This is a genomic window from Micromonospora rhizosphaerae, from assembly GCF_900091465.1.
GTDB lineage: Bacteria > Actinomycetota > Actinomycetes > Mycobacteriales > Micromonosporaceae > Micromonospora > Micromonospora rhizosphaerae.
Window position 1 is genome coordinate 5,050,942 of sequence record NZ_FMHV01000002.1, and the last position, 20,088, is coordinate 5,071,029.

Here is a 20,088-nt window from a genome sequence, read left to right on the forward strand (position 1 = left end):
CACCTACCGGTTCGGGCCGCCGCGGAGGTCCTCCTCGATTCGCTTGGCGGTCGCCAGCAGCGGGGGCAGCAGTTCCTTGCGGATCACCTCGGAGGGTCCACGGCTGGCGTGCGCGGAGACGTTCAGGGCCGCGATCACCTGCCCGTTCTCCCCGTGAATGGGCACGGCGAGCGAGCGCAGCCCCTCCTCCAGCTCCTGGTCGACCAGCGCATACCCCTGCGCGGCGATCTTGCCCAGGACCGCGCGCAGCTTGGCCGGGTCGGTGATGGTGCGTCGGGTCAGCCGCTTGAGGTCGGCCTTGGCGAGGTAGTCGTCCAGCCAATCGGCGGGCTGGGCGGCGAGCAGCACCCGGCCCATGGAGGTCGCGTAGGCGGGGAAGCGAGTGCCGACGCTGATCCCCACCGCCATGATCCGCTTGGTGGGGACGCGGGCGACATACACCACCTCGTCACCGTCGAGGACGGACATCGAGCAGGACTCGTGCACCTGCGCGACGAGCGCCTCCATGTGCGGCTGGGCGACCTCGGGCAGGCTCAGGCTCGACAGGTACGCGTAGCCGAGTTCCAGGATGCGCGGCCGCAGGGAGAAGAGCCGCCCGTCGGTGCGCATGTAGTTCAGCTCGACCAGCGTCAGCAGGAACCGGCGCGCGGCGGCCCGGGTCAGCCCGGTCATCCGCGCCACCTCGCTGAGGGTGAGCTGCGGGTGCTCGGCGTCGAAGGCCCGGATGACGGCGAGTCCACGTTCCAGCGACTGGACGAACTCCGGGGAGCGCCCGGCCTCCTCGGTCATCCGGCCTCCTGCCGCAGTGTCTGCTGGGCCACCTTGAACGCCCGGTTGGCCGCGGGAACCCCAGCGTAGACGCCCACCTGGAGCAGCACCTCACCGACTTCGGCCGGGGTCAACCCGTTGCGCAGCGCGGCCCGCACGTGCATCGCCAACTCCTCGTCGTGGTGCAGAGTCGCCAGCACCGCCAGGGTGATGCAACTGCGGGTGCGCCGGTCCAGGCCGGGCCGGGTCCAGATCTCGCCCCAGGCGTACCGGGTGATGAAGTCCTGGAAGTCCGCGGTGAACTCGTCCGTGCCGGCGACCGCGCGGTCGACGTGCGCGTCGCCCAGCACCTGCCGGCGTACCCCCATGCCGGCCTCGTGTCGCTCGCGGTCGTCCATCAGATCACCCCTCATCGAAGTGTTCCTGGAGCAGTTTTCCGACCTGCTCCGGCTGCTCCACGTTGGCCAGGTGCGCCGCGTGGTCGACCACGGCGAGCCGCGCTCCCGCGATCCGCTCGACGATCCGGGCGGCGTGCTCCACCGGGGTGGCGGGGTCGTCCGCGCCGGCGATCACCAGCGTCGGCGCAGACACCTTGCCCAGGTCGGCGCGGAGGTCCATCGCGGCGATCGCCTCGCAGCAGCCGGCATAGCCGGTGGCGGGGGTGGCCGTCAGCATGGCGTGGTGCGCGGCGACCACCTCCGGCCGGAATTCCGCGAAGGGCGGGGTGAACCACCGGGCCACCACGGCGTCGGCGATGGCCGCCAGGCCGGCCGCCCGTACCGTCGCCGCCCGCTGGCGCCAGCCCTCGGGCGGGCCCAGCGACGCCGACGTGCAGAGCAGCGCCAGCCGACCCACCCGGTCGGGGGCGTGCGCGGCGAGCCACATGCCGACCATGCCGCCGAGGGAGAGCCCGGCGTAGTGCACGCGCCGCACGTCGAGGTCGTCGAGCAGGGCCAGCACCTCCCGGCCGAGCAGCTCGATGGTGTACGGGCCGGGCGGCACCGCGGAGCGGCCGTGGCCCAGATGGTCGTACCGGATCACCCGGTAGCGGGCGGCGAGGGCCGCCAGCTGGGGTTCCCACATGGCGCCGGTGGTGCCGAGAGAGCTGCCGAGCAGCAGCGCCGGCGCGCCGGCCGGACCGTCCACGGTGGCGTGCAGTCGGGACGTCACGACGACTCCTCCGTCCGGTACGCGGCCAGCGCCCGGTCGACGAACAGTCCCGCCGACCCGAGCCAGCTGTGCGGGTCGAGTGCCTCACCGATCTCGGGCTCGCTCAGGTGCGCACGCACGCCGGGATCCGCGCGCAGCGCGTCGCGGAACGGCGGCCGTCGGGTGGCTCGGGCGACGGCGTCGTGCGCCCCGCTGCGGCCGAGCGCGCGGGCCAGCCGGGCGGCGACCGCCTCGGCCAGCACGAGACCGCCGGTGGCGTCGAGGTTCGCCCGCATCCGGTCCGGGCGGACCTCAAGGCCGTCCAGCATCCGGGCGGTACGGGCGGCGGCGCCACCGGCCAGGTGCAGCAGGTCGAGCAGGGGCTCCCACTCGGCGTGCCAGCCGCCGGCGGCCCGCTCGTGCTCCTGCACTGCGGCGGCGAACACGGTGGCGACGAGACCGGGCGCGCGCCGCGCGGCCGAGGTGACCAGGACCGAGTCGACCGGGTTGCGCTTGTGCGGCAGCGCCGACGAACCGCCCCGACCGGCGCCGCCCTCGGCGACCTCGCCGACCTCGGTCTGGGCGAGCAGCCCGACGTCGAGCGCGACCTTGCCGGTGGCGGTGAGCAGCCCGCCGAGGGTGGCGGCGAGGTCGAGCACGGGTTGGCGGCGGGTGTGCCAGGGCAGCGGGCTCGTGGCAAGGCCCAGGCGCTCGGCGTACCGCTCGGCCACCGCCGGTCCGGTCGGTCCCAGCGCGGCGAGCGTGCCGACCGCGCCGCCGAGCTGCGCCGGCAGCGCCGCCCGGACCTGACGCAGCCGGGTACGCGCCTGGACCAGGCCGACCAGCCAGCCGGCGGCCTTGAGCGCGAACGTGGTGGGCGACGCCTGCTGCCCGAGCGTGCGGCCGACCATGACGGTGTCGCGGTGGGCCTCGGCGAGCCGGGCCGCCGCCCCGGCGGCCGCGTCGAGGTGGCCCAGCAGCGGCCCGGCCGCGCGCACCGCCACCAGGACGAGCGCGGTGTCGAGGACGTCCTGGCTGGTCGCCCCGAGGTGCACCCAGGCCCGGGCGTCCTCGGGCAGCGCCGCGGTCAGTTCCCGCACGAGCGGGACGACCGGGTTGCCGGCCTCCTCGGCCGCGCGGCCGAGTGCGGCGGGGTCGTACCGGTCGGCGTGGCATTGCGCGGCGATCGCCTCGGCGGCCGGCCGGGGTACCACGCCGCAGTCCGCGGCGGCCCCGGCGAGCGCGGCCTCCGCGTCGAGCATCGCCTGGAGCAGAGCCCGGTCGGTGAGCTCGGCGTCGACGCCGGGGTCACCGGAGAGGCCGCCGAGCAACCCGTCAGACGGCGAAGAAGACGGTCTCATGCTCCCCCTGCAGGTGGATGTCGAAGCGCAGCCCGTCCGGCGCCTCGGTCGCGAGCAGCGTATGGCGGCGGTCGGGGTCGACGCCGCGCAGCGCGGGATCGGCGTCGTTGGCCGCCGGCTCGTCCGGGAAGTAGAGCCGGGTGACGACGCGGTGCAGCAGCCCCCGCGCGAAGACCGACAGGTTGAGGTGCGGCGCCTCCGTGGCCCCGTCCGGGGCGGGCAGCGGGCCCGGCTTGACGGTCAGGATCTCGTACCGCCCCTGCGCGTCGGTGGCGCTGCGCCCGAAGCCCCGGAAGCCGGGCACGGACGGCGGCCGGGCGCCGCGGGGATCGTCCGGGTGGTCGAACCGGCCGTCCGGATCGGCCTGCCAGGTCTCGACCATCCCGTCCACCACGGGGTTGCCGGCCCCGTCGAAGAGCTGCCCGCGAAGCCAGAACGCGCCCGGGGTGCCGTCGGGGACGACGTACGGGCCGTCTGGCCAGAGCAGGCCGATGTGCAGGTAGGGCCCGACCGTCTGCGACGGGGTCACTCCCAGCTGCTCACTCATCGTCGTCGTCGTCCTCGTCCTCGAAGGGGGTGCTCTCCCGGCCGCGCAGCACGATGTTGAACTCGTAGGCCAGCGCCCACTCGGGCTGGGTCGTCGCGTGGTCGTAGCGGGCGATCATCCGCTCCCGGGCCTTCGGGTCGCGGACCGAGTTGAAGATCGGGTCCTGGAAGAAGAGCGGGTCGCCGGGGAAGTACATCTGCGTCACCAGCCGCTGGGCGAAGGCGCGGCCGAAGAGGGAGAAATGGATGTGCGCGGGCCGCCAGGCGTTGTCGTGGTTCTTCCACGGGTACGCGCCCGGCTGCACGGTGATGAAGCGGTACCGCCCGGCGTCGTCGGTGAGCACCCGCCCCACCCCGTCGAAGTTCGGGTCGAGCGGGGCCGGCCAGTTGTCCACCGCGTGCCGGTAGCGCCCGGCGGCGTTGGCCTGCCAGATCTCCACCAGCGTGTGCGGCACCGGGCGGCCGTCACCGTCGAGCACCCGGCCGTGCACGATGACCCGCTGCCCGAGCGGCTCGCCCTCGTGCTGACGGGTCAGGTCGTGGTCGAGCTCGCCGAACCGCCCCTCCCCCAGCAGCGGCCCGGTGACCTCGGTGAGTCGCTGCGGCAGGTAGGTCAGCGGCTGCCGTGGCGAGCGCAGCACCGTCGACTTGTAGCCGGGACTGAGCAGGGGCGGGTGCGCGTCGGCGTCGTCGCGCCGGTACCGGGGCAGCATCAGGCCGCTGTCGGTCACGATGTCCTGGGTCATCTACCTCTCCCGTCAGGCTTCCAGCACGACGGCCAGCCCCTGGCCGACCCCGATGCAGATCGCGGCGAGCCCCCGCCCGCCGCCGCGGCGGTGCAACTGCCAGGCGAGCGAGCCGAGGATCCGCGACCCGGACGAGCCGAGCGGGTGCCCGAGGGCGATCGCCCCGCCCTGCGGGTTGACGATCTCCGGGTCGAGATCCGGCCACTCGGCGAGGCAGGCGAGCGACTGCGCGGCGAACGCCTCGTTGAGTTCGACCACGTCGAGGTCGCCCCAGCCTATGCCGGCCCGGCGCAGTGCCTCCTGCGCGGCGGCCACCGGGCCGATGCCGAACAGGTGCGGCTCGACCGCGGTGACCGCGCGGGAGACGATCCGGGCCAACGGGGCCCGCCCGATCGCGTCGGCGCCGGCCCGGTCGGCGAGCAGCAGCGCGCTCGCCCCGTCGTTCAGCGGGGAGGAGTTGCCCGCGGTGACCGTGCCGTCGGGCCGGAAGGCCGGCTTGAGCCGGGCCAGCGCCTCGAGCGTGGTGGTGGGCCGGATGCTCTCGTCCCGCTCGACCTCTGTGCCGGGCACCCGGCTGACCTCGTCGGCGTAGACCCCGGCCTCCCAGGCGCGGGCGGCGAGCTGGTGGCTGCGCAGTGCGAAGGCGTCCTGCTCCGCCCGGCTGATCTGGTAGCGGTCGGCGAGGATCTCCGCCCCCTCCCCCAGCGCCACCGTCCACTCCTGCGGCATCCGCGGGTTGATCATCCGCCAGCCCAGCGTCGTCGAGTGCAGCGTCTCGTGCCCGCGTGGGTAGCCCTGCTCGGGCTTGGGCAGCACCCACGGCGCCCGGCTCATCGACTCCACCCCGCCGGCGACGCAGATCGAGGCATCGCCCAGCGCGATCGCCCGGGACGCGCCGATCACGGCCTCCAGCCCGGAGCCGCACAGCCGGTTGACCGTCGCGCCGGGCACCGACGGCGGCAGGCCGGCCAGCAGGACGGCCATCCGCGCCACGTTCCGGTTGTCCTCGCCGGCGCCGTTCGCGTCCCCGAGCAGTACGTCGTCGATGCGGGCCGGGTCGAGGCCCGGGCTGCGCCGGACGACCTCACCCACGACGTGCGCGGCGAGGTCGTCCGGCCGCACGCCGGCCAGGCCGCCGCCGTACCGGCCGATCGGGGTACGCACGGCGTCGAGGAGGTAGACGTCGTCGCTCACCGGGGCGCCCCCCGCTTCGTCGCCTCCAGCGCGCGCAGCACGGAGAGCTCGTGCTCGGTCGGCGGCTCGCCGGTCGTCAGATCGTCGGCGACGGCGAGCTCCCAGCCGGTGGCGGCCCGCGCCTGGTCGACGGCCACGCCGGGGTGCAGGCGGGTCAGGGTCAGTTCGCAGGTCTCGGGGTCCGGTGCCAGGACGCCGAGGTCGGTGATCACGAAGCGGGGGCCGCCGCCGCGCAGGCCGAGGCGCTCCCGGTCGCCCGGTCCGCTGCCGTACCCGACCGAGGTGACGAAGTCGACCCGGTCGATGAATGTGCGCAGGTTCTGCCGGACGACCACCACGACCTCGCCGCAGGACGCGGCGATCTCGGGGGCGCCGCCGGCGCCGGGCAGCCGTACCTTCGGGTCGGCGTAGTCGCCGCCGATGACGGTGGTGTTGATGTTGCCGTGCCGGTCGAGCTGCGCGGCGCCGAGGAACCCGACGTCGATCCGGCCGGGCTGCAGCCAGTAGTTGAAGACCTCGGGCACGGAGACCACCGCGTCCGCGGTGTCGGCAAGCACCCCGTCGCCGATGGACAGCGGGAGCCGGTCCGGCTTCGCCCCGAGGCAGCCGGACTCGTAGATGAGCACGAGGTTCGGCGCGTGGGTGGCCCGGGCCAGGTTCGCCGCCGTGCTGGGCAGGCCGATCCCGACGAAGCAGGCGGCCCCGTCGCGCAACTGGCGGGCGGCGGCCACGGTCATCATCTCGTCGGACGTGTACTCCGGGCTCACGCTCCCACCTCCGCCTTGAGCACGTGCTGCGCCAACCAGTCGCGGAAGGTGTCGCGGTCCCGGCTGATCGCGTCCCAGGCGACGTAGAAGTCGTTGTCGCGAACGGAGTAGCCCTGGGCGTACGAGGGGTGCGAGCCGCCCGGCACCTCGGCCACCGCGGTCACCGCCCAGCCGGGCAGCACGACCTGGCCCGGTACCGGTTCGAGCTCGTCGACGACCTCCTCGACGGTGACCAGCGACCGGCGCGCGGCGAGCACGGCCTCCTTCTGCACTCCGGTGATGCCCCACATCTGCACGTTGCCGGCCCGGTCGGCGCGCTGGGCGTGCACCACCGTCACGTCGGGACGCAGCGCGGGCACCGCGGTGAGCACCTCACCGGTGAACGGGCAGGTGATGGTCCTGATGTTCGTGGTGTGCCGGGGCAGATCGGTGCCCGTGTAGCCGCGCAGCACGGCGAACGGCAGGCCGGAGGCTCCGGCGACGTACCGGTTGGCCATCCCCGCGTGGCTGTGTTCCTCCAGCTCCAGCGGTACCGGCCAGGAGTTCTGCACCGCGTCGCGGAAGCGGTGCAGCGATCCCACGCCGGGGTTGCCGCCCCAGGAGAACACCAGGCGGCGGGCGCAGCCCGCGCCGATGAGCTGGTCGTAGATGACGTCGGGCGTCATCCGGACCAGGGTCAGGTCCTGCCGTCCCTGACGGATGATCTCCTGGCCGGCGGCGAACGGGATGAGGTGGGTGAAGCCCTCCAGGGCCACCACGTCTCCGTCGCGGACCAGGTCCGCCACACCCTCGGCCAGCGAGACGAGCTTCGCCATGAGCCTCCCCGTCCCCGGTGGATTTCCTCGGCGTGCCCGCTGTTCGCTATGCGGACTGCCGTCCTCATGTCGAACGTAATGCCCCGCACGGTGATCCGTCAACGCGCCCGGACCAGCGCGATCGCCGGCGTCGTTCCTCGTTGCAGAAATGTTGCGGCGACCCGTTGACGTGAGCCGCGCCACGTGCCAACGTTCTAGATGAGAACAGCCGTTCGGCTAGCGAACATACCCGGGCTCCCCTTTCACCGGGCCCACCACCCCCGGTCCCCAGGGACCGCCGGACGCGGGAGTTAACCTTCATGCGCCGTTTCATCACCAGTGCCATAGCCGCCGTAGCAGTGCTCACGGTCACCGCCGCATGCGGTTCCTCCGATGCCGGCGGTTCCGGCGAGAAGGCCGGAGGCACTGCCAAGGTCAAGGTCGGGGCCATCCCGATCGTGGACGTGGCACCCCTGCACCTCGGCAAGGAGAAGGGCTTCTTCGCCGAACAGGGCATCGACGTCGAGGTGGTCAACACGACCGGCGGCGCGGCCGCCGTGCCGGGCGTGGTCAGCGGGGAGTTCGACTTCGCCTTCGGCAACCTGGTGTCGCTCATCGTCGCCCGTTCCAACAACCTGCCGCTCAAGGCGATCGCCGAGGGCAACTCCTCGACCGGCCAGCAGGGCAAGGACTTCGGCGGCGTCGTCGTGCCGAAGGACAGCCCGATCAAGAGCGCGGCCGAGCTCTCCGGCAAGACCGTCGCGGTCAACAACCTGAAGAACATCGGCGACACCACGGTCCGCGCGTCCATCCGCAAGGCCGGCGGCGACCCGACCAACGTGAAGTTCGTCGAGTTGGCCTTCCCGGACATGCCGGCCGCCGTCGCCGCCAAGCGGGTCGACGCCGCCTGGATCGTCGAGCCGTTCTTCACCGTGGCGCAGAACCAGGGCGCCCGGGTGATCGCGTCCAACTTCGTCGACACCGCGCCGAACCTCACCATCTCGGCGTACTTCACCACCGAGAAGAACATCAAGCAGAACCCGGACCTGGTGAAGCGCTTCACCGCGGCCATCGAGAAGTCCCTGAAGTACGCACAGGAGCACCCGGCGGAGGCGCGCGCGGTGCTGCTGAAGTACACGAAGATCGACCCGACGGTCACCGAGAAGATCACGCTCCCGAGCTGGTCAGGCCAGATCAACAGGGAATCGGTCCAGACGATGGCCGACCTGATGCTCACCGACGGCCTGATCAAGCAGAAGGTCGACGTCTCGGAGCTGCTCCCGTGACGTCCACGACCACGCTCGCCGCGCCGGCCCGGAAGTCCCGGGCCGGCGCGGCCGGTCGGCTGCTCGGGGGCAGCGCGCTGCTCGGCGTCCTCGGGTTCGCCACCTTCGTCGCCCTGCTGGAGGTCGTGCCACGCATCGGCCTCGTCTCGCCGGACTACCTGCCGCCAGCCAGCCGGATCGGCGTGGCCCTGGCGGAACTCGTCGGCGAGGCCAGCTTCTGGACCGCACTCGGTGACACCGTGCGTGGCTGGTTCCTCGGCCTCGTCATCGCGGTGGTGCTCGGCATCGCCGTCGGTTTCGTCATCGGAACGGTCCCCGTCCTGCGCGAATTCACCGCCTCGACCATCGAGTTCCTCCGCCCCATCCCGTCGGTCGCCCTCATTCCGCTGGCCGTCCTGGTCTTCGGCACCGACCTGCGGTCGGTCCTGCTGCTGGTCGTCTACGCCTCGTTCTGGCAGGTCCTGGTCCAGGTGCTCTACGGCGTGCAGGACGTCGATCCCGTCGCCCAGGAGACCGCGCGCACCTTCGGCCTGGACCGCTGGGCCCGGATGCGGCACGTGACGTGGCCGACCGCCCTGCCGTACGTCCTCACCGGCGTCCGGCTCGCCGCGGCCGTGGCGCTGATCCTCGCCATCACCGCGGAGCTCATCATCGGCGCGCCGGGGCTGGGCAACGAGATCGGCGTCGCCCAGTCCGGCGGTGCCATCCCCCGGATGTACGCGCTGGTCATCGTCACCGGCCTGCTCGGCGTGGCGGTCAACGTCCTCGCCCGACGGCTGGAGCGGTGGCTGCTGTCCTGGCACCCGTCGCTGCGCCGGGAGGTGGCGGCATGAGTCTCGTCCGCCGGATCACCCGCTCGACCGTGGCGGCGCTCGCGCTGCCGGCCGCGTTGCTCGCCCTCTGGTGGGTCCTCTCCGCCGACAGCGAGAGCTACTACCTGCCGCCGTTGGCGGACATCCTCGCCAACGTCGACGACGTCTGGCTCTTCTCCGACCGGCTGAGCGTCGACGTGCTGCCCAGCGTGCTCCGGCTGCTCGGCGGCTTCCTGCTGGCCGTTCTGCTCGGGGTGTCGCTCGGTACCGCGATCGGTTCGTTCCGCCGGGTCCGCGCGTTCTGCGAACCGGTGCTGGAGTTCCTGCGCGCGATCCCGCCACCGGTGCTGGTGCCGGTGCTGATGCTCTTCGCCGGCATCGGCGACGCCATGAAGGTGCTGGTGATCGTCTCCGGCTGCCTCTGGCCGATCCTGCTCAACACCGTCGAGGGCGTCCGCGCCGTGGACGAGGTGCTGGTGGAGACCTCCCGCTGCTACGGCGTACGGGGGCCGGCCCGGCTCTGGCATCTGGTCCTGCGCTCGGCCAGCCCGCAGATCGTCACCGGCATGCGCCAGGGCCTCTCCGTGGGGATCATCCTCATGGTGATCAGCGAGATGTTCGCCGCCAGCAACGGGCTGGGCTTCAGCATCATCCAGTTCCAGCGGACCTTCGCGGTCACGGAGATGTGGACCGGCATCCTGCTGCTGGGTGTTCTCGGGTTCCTGCTCGCCCTGCTGATGCGGCTGTTCGAGCAGCGGGTCCTCAAGTGGTATTTCGGGCTGCGCCAGGCGCAGCGAGGTGGGAGTCGATGAGTTCCATGACCCAGACCCAGACCCAGTCGCGTACCGGCACCGAGGTGCTGCTCGACGTCCGCGGCGTGCGCAAGGTGTACGAGGGGCACGGCCGTTCGGTCGAGGCGGTCCGTGACCTGACCTTCGCCGTCGGCAAGGGTGACCTCGTCTGCGTGGTCGGCCCCTCGGGCGCCGGCAAGACCACGCTGCTCAAGTGCATCGCCGGCCTGCTCGCGCCGACCTCGGGCGAGGTGGTGCTCGAAGGCAGGGCGGTCAACGGCCCGCCGCCGGGCATGGCCGTGGTGTTCCAGGAGTACGGCCGCAGCCTGTTCCCGTGGATGACCGTCCGGAAGAACGTGGAGCTGCCGCTCAAGCAGAAGAAGCTGCCGAAGGCGCGCCGGGAGGAGCTGATCCACACGGCGCTGGACGCGGTCGGCCTCGCCGACGTGCAGTCGGCGTACCCCTGGCAGCTCTCCGGCGGCATGCAGCAGCGGGTCGCCATCGCCCGGGCGATCGCCTACGAGCCGCACATCCTGCTGATGGACGAGCCGTTCGCCGCGGTGGACGCACAGACCCGGGCCGACCTGGAGGACCTGGTCCGGTCGCTGTGGCACCGGCTCGGGGTGACCACCCTCTTCGTCACCCACGACATCGACGAGGCGGTCTACCTCGGACAGCGGGTGCTGGTGCTCTCCAGCTCGCCGACGGTGGTGCTGGACGACGTCACCGTCGACCTGCCGGACGAGCGCGACCAGCTCACCACCCGCTCGTCGAGCCGCTTCGCCGAGTTGCGGGGGCACGTGTTCGAGCAGATCCAGCGGGCGAAGAAGCACAAGGCCGCCGCGTGACGACGGTCCGCGAGGCGACCCTCGACATCCTCCGACAGTGCGGGATGCACCGGATCTTCGCGAATCCAGGCTCCACCGAGGTGGCCTTCCTCGCCGACCTCCCGGACGACCTGGAGTTCGTCCTCGCCCTGCACGAGGGGTCGGTGGTCGGGATGGCCACCGGGCACGCCATCGCGACCGGCCGGCCGGCGTTCGTCAACCTGCACACCACCGCGGGACTCGGCAACGCCGTGGGCGCGCTCGCCACCGCCCGGGTCAACCGCGCGCCGCTGGTCGTGGTGGTCGGCCAGCAGGACCGCCGGCACCTGGCGCTGGAGCCGTTCCTCGCCGGGCAGTTGGACGGGCTGGCCGGGCCGTACCCGGTCTGGGTCAACCAGCCGGTGCTGCCGCAGGACGTCCCGGCGGCGGTGCGGCGCGCGTGGCACGAGGCCGTCCAGCACCGGGGGCCGGCCATCGTGGTCGTCCCGATGGACGACTGGTCGGCGCAGGTCGACCCGGCGCTCGGGCTGGCCGCGCCGACGACCGTGCTGCGCGCCGGTTCGGCGCCGGGGCCCGCCGCCGACCGGGTGGCCCGCCTGCTCGACGGCGCATCGAACCCGGTGGTCGTCGTCGGCGCCGGCGCCGACGACCGCCGTACCTGGGATGCGCTGGTGTCGCTGGTGGAGCGGATCGGCGCGCCGGTGTGGCAGGAGGCGTTCGGCGCCCGGGCCGGCTTCCCCCAGGACCACCCGCGCTTCGCCGGGCACCTGCCCGCCGGCCGGTCCCGGCTGCGGTCCGTGCTCGACGGGCACGACGTCGCGCTGGTCGTCGGCACCGGCGCCTTCCGGCAGTACCCGTACGAGCCGGGCCCGCTGGTGCCCGACGGGCTGACCGTGGCGGTGGTCTCCGCCGACCCCGACGAGCTGCACCACAGCCGAGCCGACCTCGCCGTGCTCGCCGACCCGGCGGCGCTCTGCGCTACGGTGACCGAACGGGTCTCACCCCGGCGGGCCGAGGTGCCGGCGCGGCGCACCGAGACGGTCGAACCGCCGGCTCCCGGGGAGCCGATCCGGGCGGTGCACGTCTTCGCCGCGCTCGCCGAGCGGCTGCCCCGCGACGTCGTGCTGGTCGAGGAGACCCCGTCGACCCGGCCGGACCTGCACCGGCTGCTGCCGGCCCGGGAGCCACGCGGCTTCGTCAGCGCGGCCATGGGCGGCCTCGGCTTCGGGCTGCCGGCCGCGGCCGGGCTGCGGATGGGTGACCCGAGCCGGCCGGTCGTGGCCGTCCTCGGCGACGGCTCGTCGCTCTACGGCATCCAGGGACTGTGGAGCGCCGCCCGGTACGGCTGCGGCGCGCTCTTCGTGATCCTCTCCAACGGCCGCTACGCGATCATGGACCGGCTCGCCGACAAGGTCGGCGGCAAGGCCCCGTGGCCGGCGTTCGAGGACGTCGACGTGCACGGGCTGGCCACCGCACTCGGCTGCCCGGCCCGCCGGGTGACCAGCCACCAGGAGCTGCTCGCCGTCCTCGACGAGGTCGTCCCGACGCTGGCCGACCGCACCGAGCCGCTGCTGCTCGACGTGCCGGTCGTCACCGAACAGCACTTCCAACCCTGACCTTCGTACCGCCCCAAGGAGGACCACGATGACTCTGCTCGACACCGCGACGTGGCACGGCATGGTCTACAGCGATGGCTGGGTCGAGGCCGCGGGCGGCACCCGCCCCGTCCTCTCCCCCGCCACCCGCGAGGAGATCTCCCAGGTCGGCGTGGCGAACGCCGACGACGTGGCCCGGGCCTGCGCGCGGGCCGCCGAGGCGCAGCGCGGCTGGGCCGCCGCGAGCTACCTCGAGCGCGCCGCGGTGCTGCGCCGCGCCGGTCAGCTGTGGGAGCAGCACGCGGCCGACGTCGGTGACTGGCTGGTACGGGAGGCCGGCTCGATCCCGCCGAAGGCGGGCGTGGAGACGGACACGGCCGCGCAGGAGTGCTACGAGGCCGCCGCGCTCGCCTCGCACCCGCTCGGCGAGATCATCCCGAGCGGCCAGCCGCGCCTCAGCCTCGCCCGCCGGCTGCCGGTCGGCGTGGTCGGCGTCATCGCGCCGTTCAACTTCCCGCTCATCCTGGCGATCCGCTCGGTCGCGCCGGCCCTGGCCCTGGGCAACGCCGTGGTGCTCAAGCCCGACCCGCGTACGGCGATCGCCGGCGGGCTGGCCATTGCCCGGATCTTCGAGGAGGCGGGGCTGCCCGAGGGGCTGCTGCACGTCCTGCCCGGTGGCGTGGAGGCCGGCGAGGCGCTGGTGGCCGACCCGCACGTACGGGTCATCAGCTTCACCGGCTCGACGGCCGCCGGCCGGAAGGTCGGCGAGGCCGCCGCCCGCCACCTCAAGCGGGCGCACCTGGAGCTCGGCGGCAACTCGGCGCTGATCGTGCTCGACGACGCCGACCTGGACCTCGCGGCCTCCGCCGGCGCCTGGGGCTCGTTCCTGCACCAGGGCCAGATCTGCATGACCACCGGCCGTCACCTGGTGCACGAGAGCCTCGCCGAGCGGTACGTCGAGAAGCTGGCCGAGAAGGCGGACCACCTGCCGGTCGGTGACCCGGCCAAGGAGCAGGTGGCGCTCGGGCCGATCATCGACGAGCGCCAGCGCGACAAGATCCACTCGCTGGTCACCGCCAGTGTGGACGCGGGCGCGCGGCTGGCGGCCGGCGGCACGTACGAGGGGCTCTTCTACCGCCCCACGGTGCTCGCCGACGTCACCCCCACCACCCCCGCGTACGCCCAGGAGGTCTTCGGCCCGGTCGCGCCCGTGATCGCGTTCCGCGACCTGGACGAGGCCGCGGCGCTCGCCCGGGACACCGAGTACGGGCTGTCGCTGGGCATCCTGAGCCGGGACGTGATGAAGGCGATGGCGCTCGCCGACCGGATCCCCAGCGGCATCGTGCACATCAACGACCAGACGGTCAGCGACGAGGCGGTGGCCCCGTTCGGCGGCGTCGGCGCGTCCGGCACCGGCTCCCGGTTCGGCGGTCCGGCGGCGAACGTGGAGGCGTTCACCGAGACCCAGTGGCTGACCATGCAGGGGACCATCGCCCGGTACCCGTTCTGAGCCGACGACAGAAGGAGACGACCGTGGCTGGCGGCATCCGCGACCCGCGCACCTCGGTGACCTCGCGGGTGCTCGCCATCCTCGGCGCGTTCGACGTCGACCACCCGACTCTGACGCTGACCGACATCGCCCGGCGGACCGGCCTGCCGCTGGCCACGGCCCACCGGCTGGTCGGCGAGCTCGTCGCCTGGCGGGCCCTGTCCCGCGGTCCCGACGGCGGTTACACCGTCGGCGTACGACTGTGGGAGGTCGGCCTGCTCTCGCCGCTGCACGCCCGGCTGCGGGAGGTGGCACTGCCGTACCTGCAGGACCTGCACTCCGCGGTGCGGGAGAACGTGCACCTCGCCGTCCGCGACGGCGACGAGGCGCTCTACGTCGAGAAGGTCACCGGGCACCGCGCGGTGCCGATCATCTCGCGGGTCGGCGGGCGGCTGCCGCTGCACGCCACCGGCGTCGGCAAGGCGCTGCTCGCCTTCGCCTCCGCCGCCTACATCGCCGCGTTTCTGCGCGGGCCGCTGCCCCGCTGCACCTCGTACACCATCACCGAACCGGGCCGGCTGGCCCGCGAGCTGGCCACCGTGCGCCGGCACGGGTGGGCGGCCACGAGCGAGGAGATGACGCTCGGGTCGTGCTCGGTGGCCGTGCCCGTCCTGGACACCGAGGGCACCGCCGTGGCCTCCATCGGGGTCGTCGTGCACAGTCTCGGCGCGCACCTGGAGCGACTGGTGCCCGCGCTGCGCGGCGTGGCCGACCAGGTGGCCGCCCGGCTCACGACGACCGCCGAGGACCCGTACCCGGGTCTGCGGCACGGCGTCGCGCCCCACCGCCCGCCGGCGCACCGGGCGAGCGCCTGACCATGACGCACGAACGGACTGCCCAGTCCCCGAAGACCGGCGGCCGCGGCCGCCGGGCGGCCGGACCGCTGGCCCTGCTCGGCGTCGTCCTGCTGGCGCTCAACCTGCGCGCGGCGATCGCCGGGCTCGCCCCGCTGCTGCCGGACGTCCGAGCAGACCTCGGCCTGTCCAGCGGCACGGCGGGGCTGCTCACCACGCTGCCGGTGCTCTGCTTCGGGCTGCTGTCACCCTTCGCGGCGCTGCTCGGACGCCGGATCGGCATCGAGGCGGCCCTGCTGCTGGCGATGCTCGGCATCGTGGCCGGCAGCCTGGTCCGCACCGCGCCGGGTCTCTGGTGGCTGGTCGCCGGCACGGTGGTGGTGGGCGCCGGAATCACCGTCGGCAACGTGCTGGTGCCCAGCATCGTCAAGCAGGACTTCTCCGACCGGCAGGGTCCGGTGACCGCCCTGACCACGGCTGCGCTGACCGGGGGTGCCGCCCTCGCCGCGGCGGTCACCGCCCCGCTGGCGCACATCGGGCTCGGCTGGCGGGGTGCCCTGCTCCTGGTGGGCGGACTTGCCGCCGTCGCGGCGATCGCCTGGCTCCCCCAGCTGCGGCGCCGGCACGTCGCCCCCGTGGTCCGGCTGGGCGGGGCCGCCGTCCTGCGCTCGCCGGTCACCTGGCAGCTCGCCGGGTTCATGGGGATGCAGTCGCTGACCTACTACGCGATTCTGGCCTGGCTGCCCACGCTGCTGCGGGACGCGGGCGTCTCCGCCGCCGGCGCCGGCTGGGCGCTCGCCCTGTTCAACCTGCTCGGCATCGCCACCGCCGTGGCGGCGCCCGCCCTGGCGGCCCGCCGACGCGACCAGCGCGGCCTCGGCCTGCTGGTCTGCGCGACCTGGGGGGTGGGACTGCTCGGACTGCTCGTCGCGCCCGCGCTGTACCTGCTCTGGGCCACGCTGACCGGGCTGGCGCAGGGCGCCGGGATCGGCCTCGCGCTGGCGCTGCTGGTGATCCGGGCCCGTACGCCGGAGTCGGCCCGGGACCTCTCCGGCACCGTGCAGTCGGTCGGCTACCTGCTGGGCTCGACCGGACCGGTGCTGGTCGGCCTGTTGCACGACGTGTCGGACGACTGGACCGCACCGCTCGTCGCCCTCTGCGTCGCGGTCACGGTGATGGCCGCGGCCGCGCTCGGCGCCGGGCGGGACCGCCAGGTCTGAGCCGGCTTCCGCTGGACGGAAACCGGTAGCGGCGCCGCGCCGCCCGATCCGGCAGGCTGACAGGGCCGCGCTTCGGCGGCGACACGGAGAACGAGGAGGCACGGATGCGTACCCAGGTCGGCATCGTCGGCGCGGGACCCGCGGGGCTCATGCTGTCGCACCTGCTGCACCTGCACGGCATCGAGTCCGTGGTGCTCGAGTGCCGCAGCCGGGAGTACGTGGAGCAGCGGGTCCGTGCCGGGGTCCTCGAACAGGGCTCGGTGGACCTGCTCCGCCGCGCCGGACTCGCCGACCGGCTCGACCGCGCGGGGATGCGGCACGAAGGCATCGAGCTGCGCTTCGACGGCGAGTCGCACCGGGTGCCGTTGACCGAGCTGACCGGGCGGGCGATCACCGTCTACGGGCAGCAGGAGGTGGTCAAGGACCTGATCGCGGCCCGGCTCGCGGCCGGTGGCGAGATCCTCTTCAATGTCGACGACGTACGCCTCGACGGCCTCGACTCGGATTCCCCGGTCATCCGGTTCCGCCGGGACGGCCGGGAGGAGGAGCTGCACTGCGACTTCGTGGCCGGCTGCGACGGCTTCCACGGGGTGAGCCGGGCGGCGGTGCCCGACGGCCTGCTGACCACCTACGAGCGGACCTATCCGTTCGCCTGGCTGGGCATCCTCGCCGCCGCGCCGCCCGCGGTGGACGAGCTGATCTACGCCAACCACGAGCGCGGCTTCGCCCTCTACAGCCTGCGCTCGCCGGAGATCTCCCGGCTGTATCTGCAGGTCGCTCCCGACGAGGACATCGCCGCGTGGCCGGACGAGCGGATCTGGGCGGAGCTGCGGGCCCGGCTGGAGACGGTGCCCGGCTGGTCGCTCAACGAGGGGCCGATCCTGGAGAAGGGGATCACCCCGATGCGCAGCTTCGTGGTCGAGCCGATGCAGTGGGAGCGGCTGTACCTCGCCGGGGACGCCGTCCACATCGTCCCGCCCACCGGGGCGAAGGGCATGAACCTCGCGCTCGCCGACGTGGCGCTGCTCGGGGACGCGTTCGCCGCCTGGTACGGCGAGGGGCGGACCGACCTGCTGGAGAACTACTCGCGGACCGCCCTGCGCCGGGTCTGGCGGGCGCAGCACTTCTCCTGGTGGATGACGTCGATGCTGCACCGGCTGGACGGCCAGGACGCGTACGAGGCGAAGCTGCAGTCCTCGACGCTGCGCTACGTGGCAACCTCCCGCGCGTACGCGACCAGCCTGGCGGAGAACTACGTCGGCCTGCCCGAGGTGTGACCGCGGGGCGCGGATCAGCGCAGGCCGGCAACAGCGAGCGACAAGAAGAGTGTCGAGCCCGGGCGATCCTCAGTCGACAAGGACACCGGGGTTGAGCACGCCGGCCGGGTCGAGGGCCCGCTTCGTGGCGCGCAGTGCGAGGGCGAACGGGTCCGGACGCTGGCGGTCGTACCAGGGGCGGTGATCGCGCCCGACCGCGTGGTGGTGGGTGATCGTCCCACCGTTCGCCACGATCGCCTCGCTGGCCGCAACCTTGATCTGGTCCCAGATCGCCACCTCGGCGCCCCTCCGTCCCGCGGCGTACACGGTGAAGTAGGGAGCCGGCCCGTCCGGGTACACGTGGGTGAACCGACAGGTGACCAGCGCCGGCGAGCCGTTGATGGCGATGCCGGCGTGAGCGACCGCGTCGATCACCGCGGCGTGCAGCGCGTCGAACCCCGCCCAGGTGCAGGCCGTTTCGAAGGTCTCCACCACGGCACCGAGCCGGGCCAGCGCGTCCCGCAGGTACGGCGCGGAGACGAATGTGTCCCGCCATTCGGCGACCGCATCCGGCGCGTCAGCGCGCATCTCCTTCTCGCGGGTCGGAGCATCCGGGTGGCCGCCACGGGCACGACAAAGCTGCACCGCCCGGTTCAGCGCCGAGTCGACCGGGTGGTCGGCCGACTCGAACCCGAGCAGCAAGCGGCAGGAGCCGTCTCTCACACCGGCACCCAGCATCGACTCCAGCCGGTCGAGCAGCCGGCAGTTGGCCGGCTGCAGTCCGGATTGCACCACGTCGCGCGTCGCCGCGACCGCATCGGCGTACTCCTCGAAGCGGACCGCGGCGGCGGCGCGGAACCGCGGGCGTGACTGCACCCGGACCCAGGCTTCGGTGATCACACCGAGCGTGCCCTCCGAGCCGAGCCAGAGCCGGTCGGGTGACGGGCCGGCCCCGCTGCCCGGCACCCGCAGTGACCCGGCGACGCCGGCCGGGGTCACGACCCGTACCGCCGCCACCAGGTCCTCGATGTGGGTGTGGCCGGTGGCGAAGTGTCCACCGGCTCGGGTGGCCAGCCACCCGCCGAGGGTGGAGAACTCGAAGCTCTGCGGAAAGTGGCGCAGCGTGAGTCCGGACGGGCGCAGCTGGTCCTCCAGCTCGGGGCCGAGCGTGCCGGCGCGAATGCGCGCAGCCCTGCTGATCTCGTCGACCTCCACCACACCGGAGAGTCCGGTCAGGTCGATGCTGAGCACCGGCCGCGACCGGTCCCGGCACTCCACCCCGCCCACCACGCTGGTCCCGCCGCCATAGGGCACCACCGCCACGTCGTCGGCCACGGCCCAGTCCAGCAGCGCGACCAGGTCGGCCTCGGAACGCGGGTACGCCACCAGGTCCGGCGCGTGGTCCAGCTCGCCGCGCAGGTTTCGCACCACGTCGCGGTAGGCCTTGCCGTGGGTGTGGGCGGCCCGGGTGAGCGGGTCGGTCCGGCAGAGTTCGGCGAGGCTCGCCGGCGGGGTGAGCCGCGGTTCGGGGAGCCCGAGGCCGGCCGGGTCCGGCACGCGCGCCAGCGTTCCGTCCAACGGGAGTCCGAAGGCGGCGACGCGGGCAGCCAACCGCCGGCTCGCCTCGGCGTCGAGGGCCCGGTCCGCCCACCCCCAGCCCCACCAGGAGCGGGGCCGGCTCACAGATCGCACCTGGCTGGTGGCGGTACGCTCCGACCGTCCAACACGGACTGAGCGTAGAGCGAGTGACCCAGGTCGACAACCGCCTGCGCGCCTGAGCTTCCGGCGTTTGCCGGACCGTCAGAGGTGAGTGGTCACGGCATGACGAGGCCGCCGTCGACGGGGACGGTCACTCCGGTGACGTACGAGGAGGCGTCGCTGGCCAGCCAGATCAGCGTGGCGGCGAGTTCCTCGTGCTCGCCGAGGCGGCCGGCCGGGGCCACCTGCTTGACCATCTCGAACGTCGCCGGCTGAAGCTGGTCGCTCATCTCGGACTGGAAGAAGCCGGGGGCGATGCAGTTGACCCGGATGCCCTTGCGGCCGGTCCACTGCGCGGCCAGGTCGCGGGTCAGCCCGATGATGCCGGCCTTGCTCGACGCGTACGCCGCCTGTGGGATGTTCGCCGGGCGCAGGCCGATGACGCTGGAGATGTTGACGATCGCGCCACCGTCGGTCGCGGCGCGAGCGAACGCCTGGGCCATCCAGTAGCTGCCCATGAGGTTCACGTCGATCACGGACCGGAACTGCTCCGGCGTCTCCCGGGTGGCGGGGACGGCCGTGCCGACGCCGGCGTTGTTGACCAGCACGTCCACCCGGCCGAACGTGTCGATCGCCGTGGCGATGAGCGCCTCGCAGTCCTCGGGTTTGCTGACGTCGGTGGCCCGGGCCACGTAGCGGCGTCCGGCCGCCTCGACCAGCGCGCCGGTCTCCGGCAGCCGCTCCGCTCGGCGGGCGCCGAGCACCACGTCGGCGCCGGCCTCGGCGAGCGCCCGGGCGAAGGAGACGCCGAGGCCGGAGGAGGCGCCCGTCACGACGGCGACCTTCCCGTCGAGGCGGAACCGGTCCATCACACTCACCTGGGCTCCTCGCATTCACTGTGGCAGGCCTGGACGGCAAACCGACCGGACGGTATG

The 20,088-nt window shown here is 73.4% G+C and carries 20 protein-coding genes; 9 read left to right on the forward strand and 11 right to left on the reverse strand.

The annotated features are described in order from the left end of the window. Positions 1-3 precede the first annotated feature (3 nt). Genes GA0070624_RS23770 through GA0070624_RS23810 form a run of 9 tightly spaced genes read right to left on the reverse strand, consistent with a single transcriptional unit; the run spans position 4 to position 7,346 of the window. The gene (locus GA0070624_RS23770) at positions 4-789 is read right to left on the reverse strand and encodes an IclR family transcriptional regulator (protein WP_091344757.1); all 786 of its coding nucleotides are present in this window, start codon (positions 787-789) and stop codon (positions 4-6) included. Next, complete coding sequence (gene pcaC, locus GA0070624_RS23775) at positions 786-1,181, reverse strand: 4-carboxymuconolactone decarboxylase (RefSeq protein WP_245718949.1); 396 nt, start codon at positions 1,179-1,181, stop codon at positions 786-788. The genes GA0070624_RS23770 and pcaC overlap by 4 nt, the downstream gene beginning before the upstream one ends. After that, complete coding sequence (gene pcaD, locus GA0070624_RS23780) at positions 1,171-1,938, reverse strand: 3-oxoadipate enol-lactonase (protein ID WP_091344760.1); 768 nt, start codon at positions 1,936-1,938, stop codon at positions 1,171-1,173. The genes pcaC and pcaD overlap by 11 nt, the downstream gene beginning before the upstream one ends. Continuing rightward, on the reverse strand, positions 1,935-3,278 hold the full coding sequence (pcaB, locus tag GA0070624_RS23785; protein ID WP_091344762.1) for a 3-carboxy-cis,cis-muconate cycloisomerase: 1,344 nt from the start codon (positions 3,276-3,278) through the stop codon (positions 1,935-1,937). The genes pcaD and pcaB overlap by 4 nt, the downstream gene beginning before the upstream one ends. Continuing rightward, on the reverse strand, positions 3,253-3,825 hold the full coding sequence (pcaG, locus tag GA0070624_RS23790) for a protocatechuate 3,4-dioxygenase subunit alpha (RefSeq protein ID WP_091344764.1): 573 nt from the start codon (positions 3,823-3,825) through the stop codon (positions 3,253-3,255). The genes pcaB and pcaG overlap by 26 nt, the downstream gene beginning before the upstream one ends. Then, the gene (gene pcaH / locus GA0070624_RS23795) at positions 3,818-4,570 is read right to left on the reverse strand and encodes a protocatechuate 3,4-dioxygenase subunit beta (protein WP_176731842.1); all 753 of its coding nucleotides are present in this window, start codon (positions 4,568-4,570) and stop codon (positions 3,818-3,820) included. The genes pcaG and pcaH overlap by 8 nt, the downstream gene beginning before the upstream one ends. A 12-nt stretch (positions 4,571-4,582) precedes the next feature. Then, a complete protein-coding gene (locus GA0070624_RS23800) occupies positions 4,583-5,764 on the reverse strand; it encodes a thiolase family protein (RefSeq protein ID WP_091344766.1) in 1,182 nt (393 codons plus the stop codon). Then, a complete protein-coding gene (locus tag GA0070624_RS23805; RefSeq protein ID WP_218105270.1) occupies positions 5,761-6,531 on the reverse strand; it encodes a CoA-transferase subunit beta in 771 nt (256 codons plus the stop codon). The genes GA0070624_RS23800 and GA0070624_RS23805 overlap by 4 nt, the downstream gene beginning before the upstream one ends. Then, the gene (locus tag GA0070624_RS23810) at positions 6,528-7,346 is read right to left on the reverse strand and encodes a CoA transferase subunit A (RefSeq protein WP_091344768.1); all 819 of its coding nucleotides are present in this window, start codon (positions 7,344-7,346) and stop codon (positions 6,528-6,530) included. The genes GA0070624_RS23805 and GA0070624_RS23810 overlap by 4 nt, the downstream gene beginning before the upstream one ends. Positions 7,347-7,645: 299 nt before the next feature. Here GA0070624_RS23810 and GA0070624_RS23815 point away from each other — a divergent pair, with 299 nt between their 5' ends. The 9 genes from GA0070624_RS23815 to pobA all read left to right on the forward strand — a co-directional run bounded on the left by GA0070624_RS23815 (position 7,646) and on the right by pobA (position 17,476). After that, on the forward strand, positions 7,646-8,611 hold the full coding sequence (locus tag GA0070624_RS23815; RefSeq protein ID WP_091344770.1) for an ABC transporter substrate-binding protein: 966 nt from the start codon (positions 7,646-7,648) through the stop codon (positions 8,609-8,611). Continuing rightward, positions 8,608-9,444 (forward strand): ABC transporter permease, encoded by an 837-nt coding sequence (locus tag GA0070624_RS23820; protein ID WP_245718950.1) that lies wholly within the window; start codon positions 8,608-8,610, stop codon positions 9,442-9,444. Before GA0070624_RS23815 ends, GA0070624_RS23820 begins: the two co-directional genes overlap by 4 nt. Further along, entirely contained in the window at positions 9,441-10,235 is a 795-nt protein-coding gene (locus tag GA0070624_RS23825; protein ID WP_091344771.1) for an ABC transporter permease, read from the forward strand. Before GA0070624_RS23820 ends, GA0070624_RS23825 begins: the two co-directional genes overlap by 4 nt. Then, positions 10,232-11,062, forward strand: a complete 831-nt coding sequence (locus GA0070624_RS23830; protein WP_245718951.1) for an ABC transporter ATP-binding protein — start codon at positions 10,232-10,234, stop codon at positions 11,060-11,062. Before GA0070624_RS23825 ends, GA0070624_RS23830 begins: the two co-directional genes overlap by 4 nt. After that, a complete protein-coding gene (locus GA0070624_RS23835; RefSeq protein ID WP_091344775.1) occupies positions 11,059-12,657 on the forward strand; it encodes a thiamine pyrophosphate-dependent enzyme in 1,599 nt (532 codons plus the stop codon). The genes GA0070624_RS23830 and GA0070624_RS23835 overlap by 4 nt, the downstream gene beginning before the upstream one ends. 28 nt (positions 12,658-12,685) lie before the next feature. After that, complete coding sequence (locus GA0070624_RS23840) at positions 12,686-14,146, forward strand: benzaldehyde dehydrogenase (RefSeq protein ID WP_091344777.1); 1,461 nt, start codon at positions 12,686-12,688, stop codon at positions 14,144-14,146. Between the two features lie 23 nt (positions 14,147-14,169). Continuing rightward, complete coding sequence (locus tag GA0070624_RS23845; RefSeq protein ID WP_091344780.1) at positions 14,170-15,000, forward strand: IclR family transcriptional regulator; 831 nt, start codon at positions 14,170-14,172, stop codon at positions 14,998-15,000. Between the two features lie 2 nt (positions 15,001-15,002). After that, the gene (locus GA0070624_RS23850) at positions 15,003-16,199 is read left to right on the forward strand and encodes an MFS transporter (protein WP_091344782.1); all 1,197 of its coding nucleotides are present in this window, start codon (positions 15,003-15,005) and stop codon (positions 16,197-16,199) included. 104 nt (positions 16,200-16,303) lie between these two features. Then, positions 16,304-17,476 carry a 4-hydroxybenzoate 3-monooxygenase gene (gene pobA / locus GA0070624_RS23855; RefSeq protein ID WP_091344785.1) on the forward strand — a complete coding sequence of 391 codons (1,173 nt, stop codon included), beginning with the start codon at positions 16,304-16,306 and terminating at the stop codon, positions 17,474-17,476. 69 nt (positions 17,477-17,545) lie between these two features. Here pobA and GA0070624_RS23860 read toward each other — a convergent pair whose 3' ends face one another. Continuing rightward, positions 17,546-19,138: an FAD-binding oxidoreductase gene (locus GA0070624_RS23860; RefSeq protein ID WP_091344787.1), complete on the reverse strand. Its 1,593-nt coding sequence runs from the start codon at positions 19,136-19,138 to the stop codon at positions 17,546-17,548. Between the two features lie 131 nt (positions 19,139-19,269). Beyond that, positions 19,270-20,022: an SDR family NAD(P)-dependent oxidoreductase gene (locus GA0070624_RS23865; protein ID WP_245719182.1), complete on the reverse strand. Its 753-nt coding sequence runs from the start codon at positions 20,020-20,022 to the stop codon at positions 19,270-19,272. Positions 20,023-20,088 lie beyond the last annotated feature (66 nt).

Excerpts from the sequence above, each read along its gene's own strand:
- GA0070624_RS23770 (WP_091344757.1), bottom strand. The coding sequence starts at position 789 with ATGACCGAGGAGGCCGGGCGCTCCCCGGAGTTCGTCCAGTCGCTGGAA.
- pcaC (WP_245718949.1), bottom strand. The coding sequence starts at position 1,181 with ATGAGGGGTGATCTGATGGACGACCGCGAGCGACACGAGGCCGGCATG.
- pcaB (WP_091344762.1), bottom strand. The coding sequence starts at position 3,278 with ATGAGACCGTCTTCTTCGCCGTCTGACGGGTTGCTCGGCGGCCTCTCC.
- pcaG (WP_091344764.1), bottom strand. The coding sequence starts at position 3,825 with ATGAGTGAGCAGCTGGGAGTGACCCCGTCGCAGACGGTCGGGCCCTAC.
- pcaH (WP_176731842.1), bottom strand. The coding sequence starts at position 4,570 with ATGACCCAGGACATCGTGACCGACAGCGGCCTGATGCTGCCCCGGTAC.
- GA0070624_RS23810 (WP_091344768.1), bottom strand. The coding sequence starts at position 7,346 with ATGGCGAAGCTCGTCTCGCTGGCCGAGGGTGTGGCGGACCTGGTCCGC.
- GA0070624_RS23815 (WP_091344770.1), top strand. The coding sequence starts at position 7,646 with ATGCGCCGTTTCATCACCAGTGCCATAGCCGCCGTAGCAGTGCTCACG.
- GA0070624_RS23825 (WP_091344771.1), top strand. The coding sequence starts at position 9,441 with ATGAGTCTCGTCCGCCGGATCACCCGCTCGACCGTGGCGGCGCTCGCG.
- GA0070624_RS23830 (WP_245718951.1), top strand. The coding sequence starts at position 10,232 with ATGAGTTCCATGACCCAGACCCAGACCCAGTCGCGTACCGGCACCGAG.
- GA0070624_RS23840 (WP_091344777.1), top strand. The coding sequence starts at position 12,686 with ATGACTCTGCTCGACACCGCGACGTGGCACGGCATGGTCTACAGCGAT.
- GA0070624_RS23850 (WP_091344782.1), top strand. The coding sequence starts at position 15,003 with ATGACGCACGAACGGACTGCCCAGTCCCCGAAGACCGGCGGCCGCGGC.
- pobA (WP_091344785.1), top strand. The coding sequence starts at position 16,304 with ATGCGTACCCAGGTCGGCATCGTCGGCGCGGGACCCGCGGGGCTCATG.
- GA0070624_RS23865 (WP_245719182.1), bottom strand. The coding sequence starts at position 20,022 with ATGGACCGGTTCCGCCTCGACGGGAAGGTCGCCGTCGTGACGGGCGCC.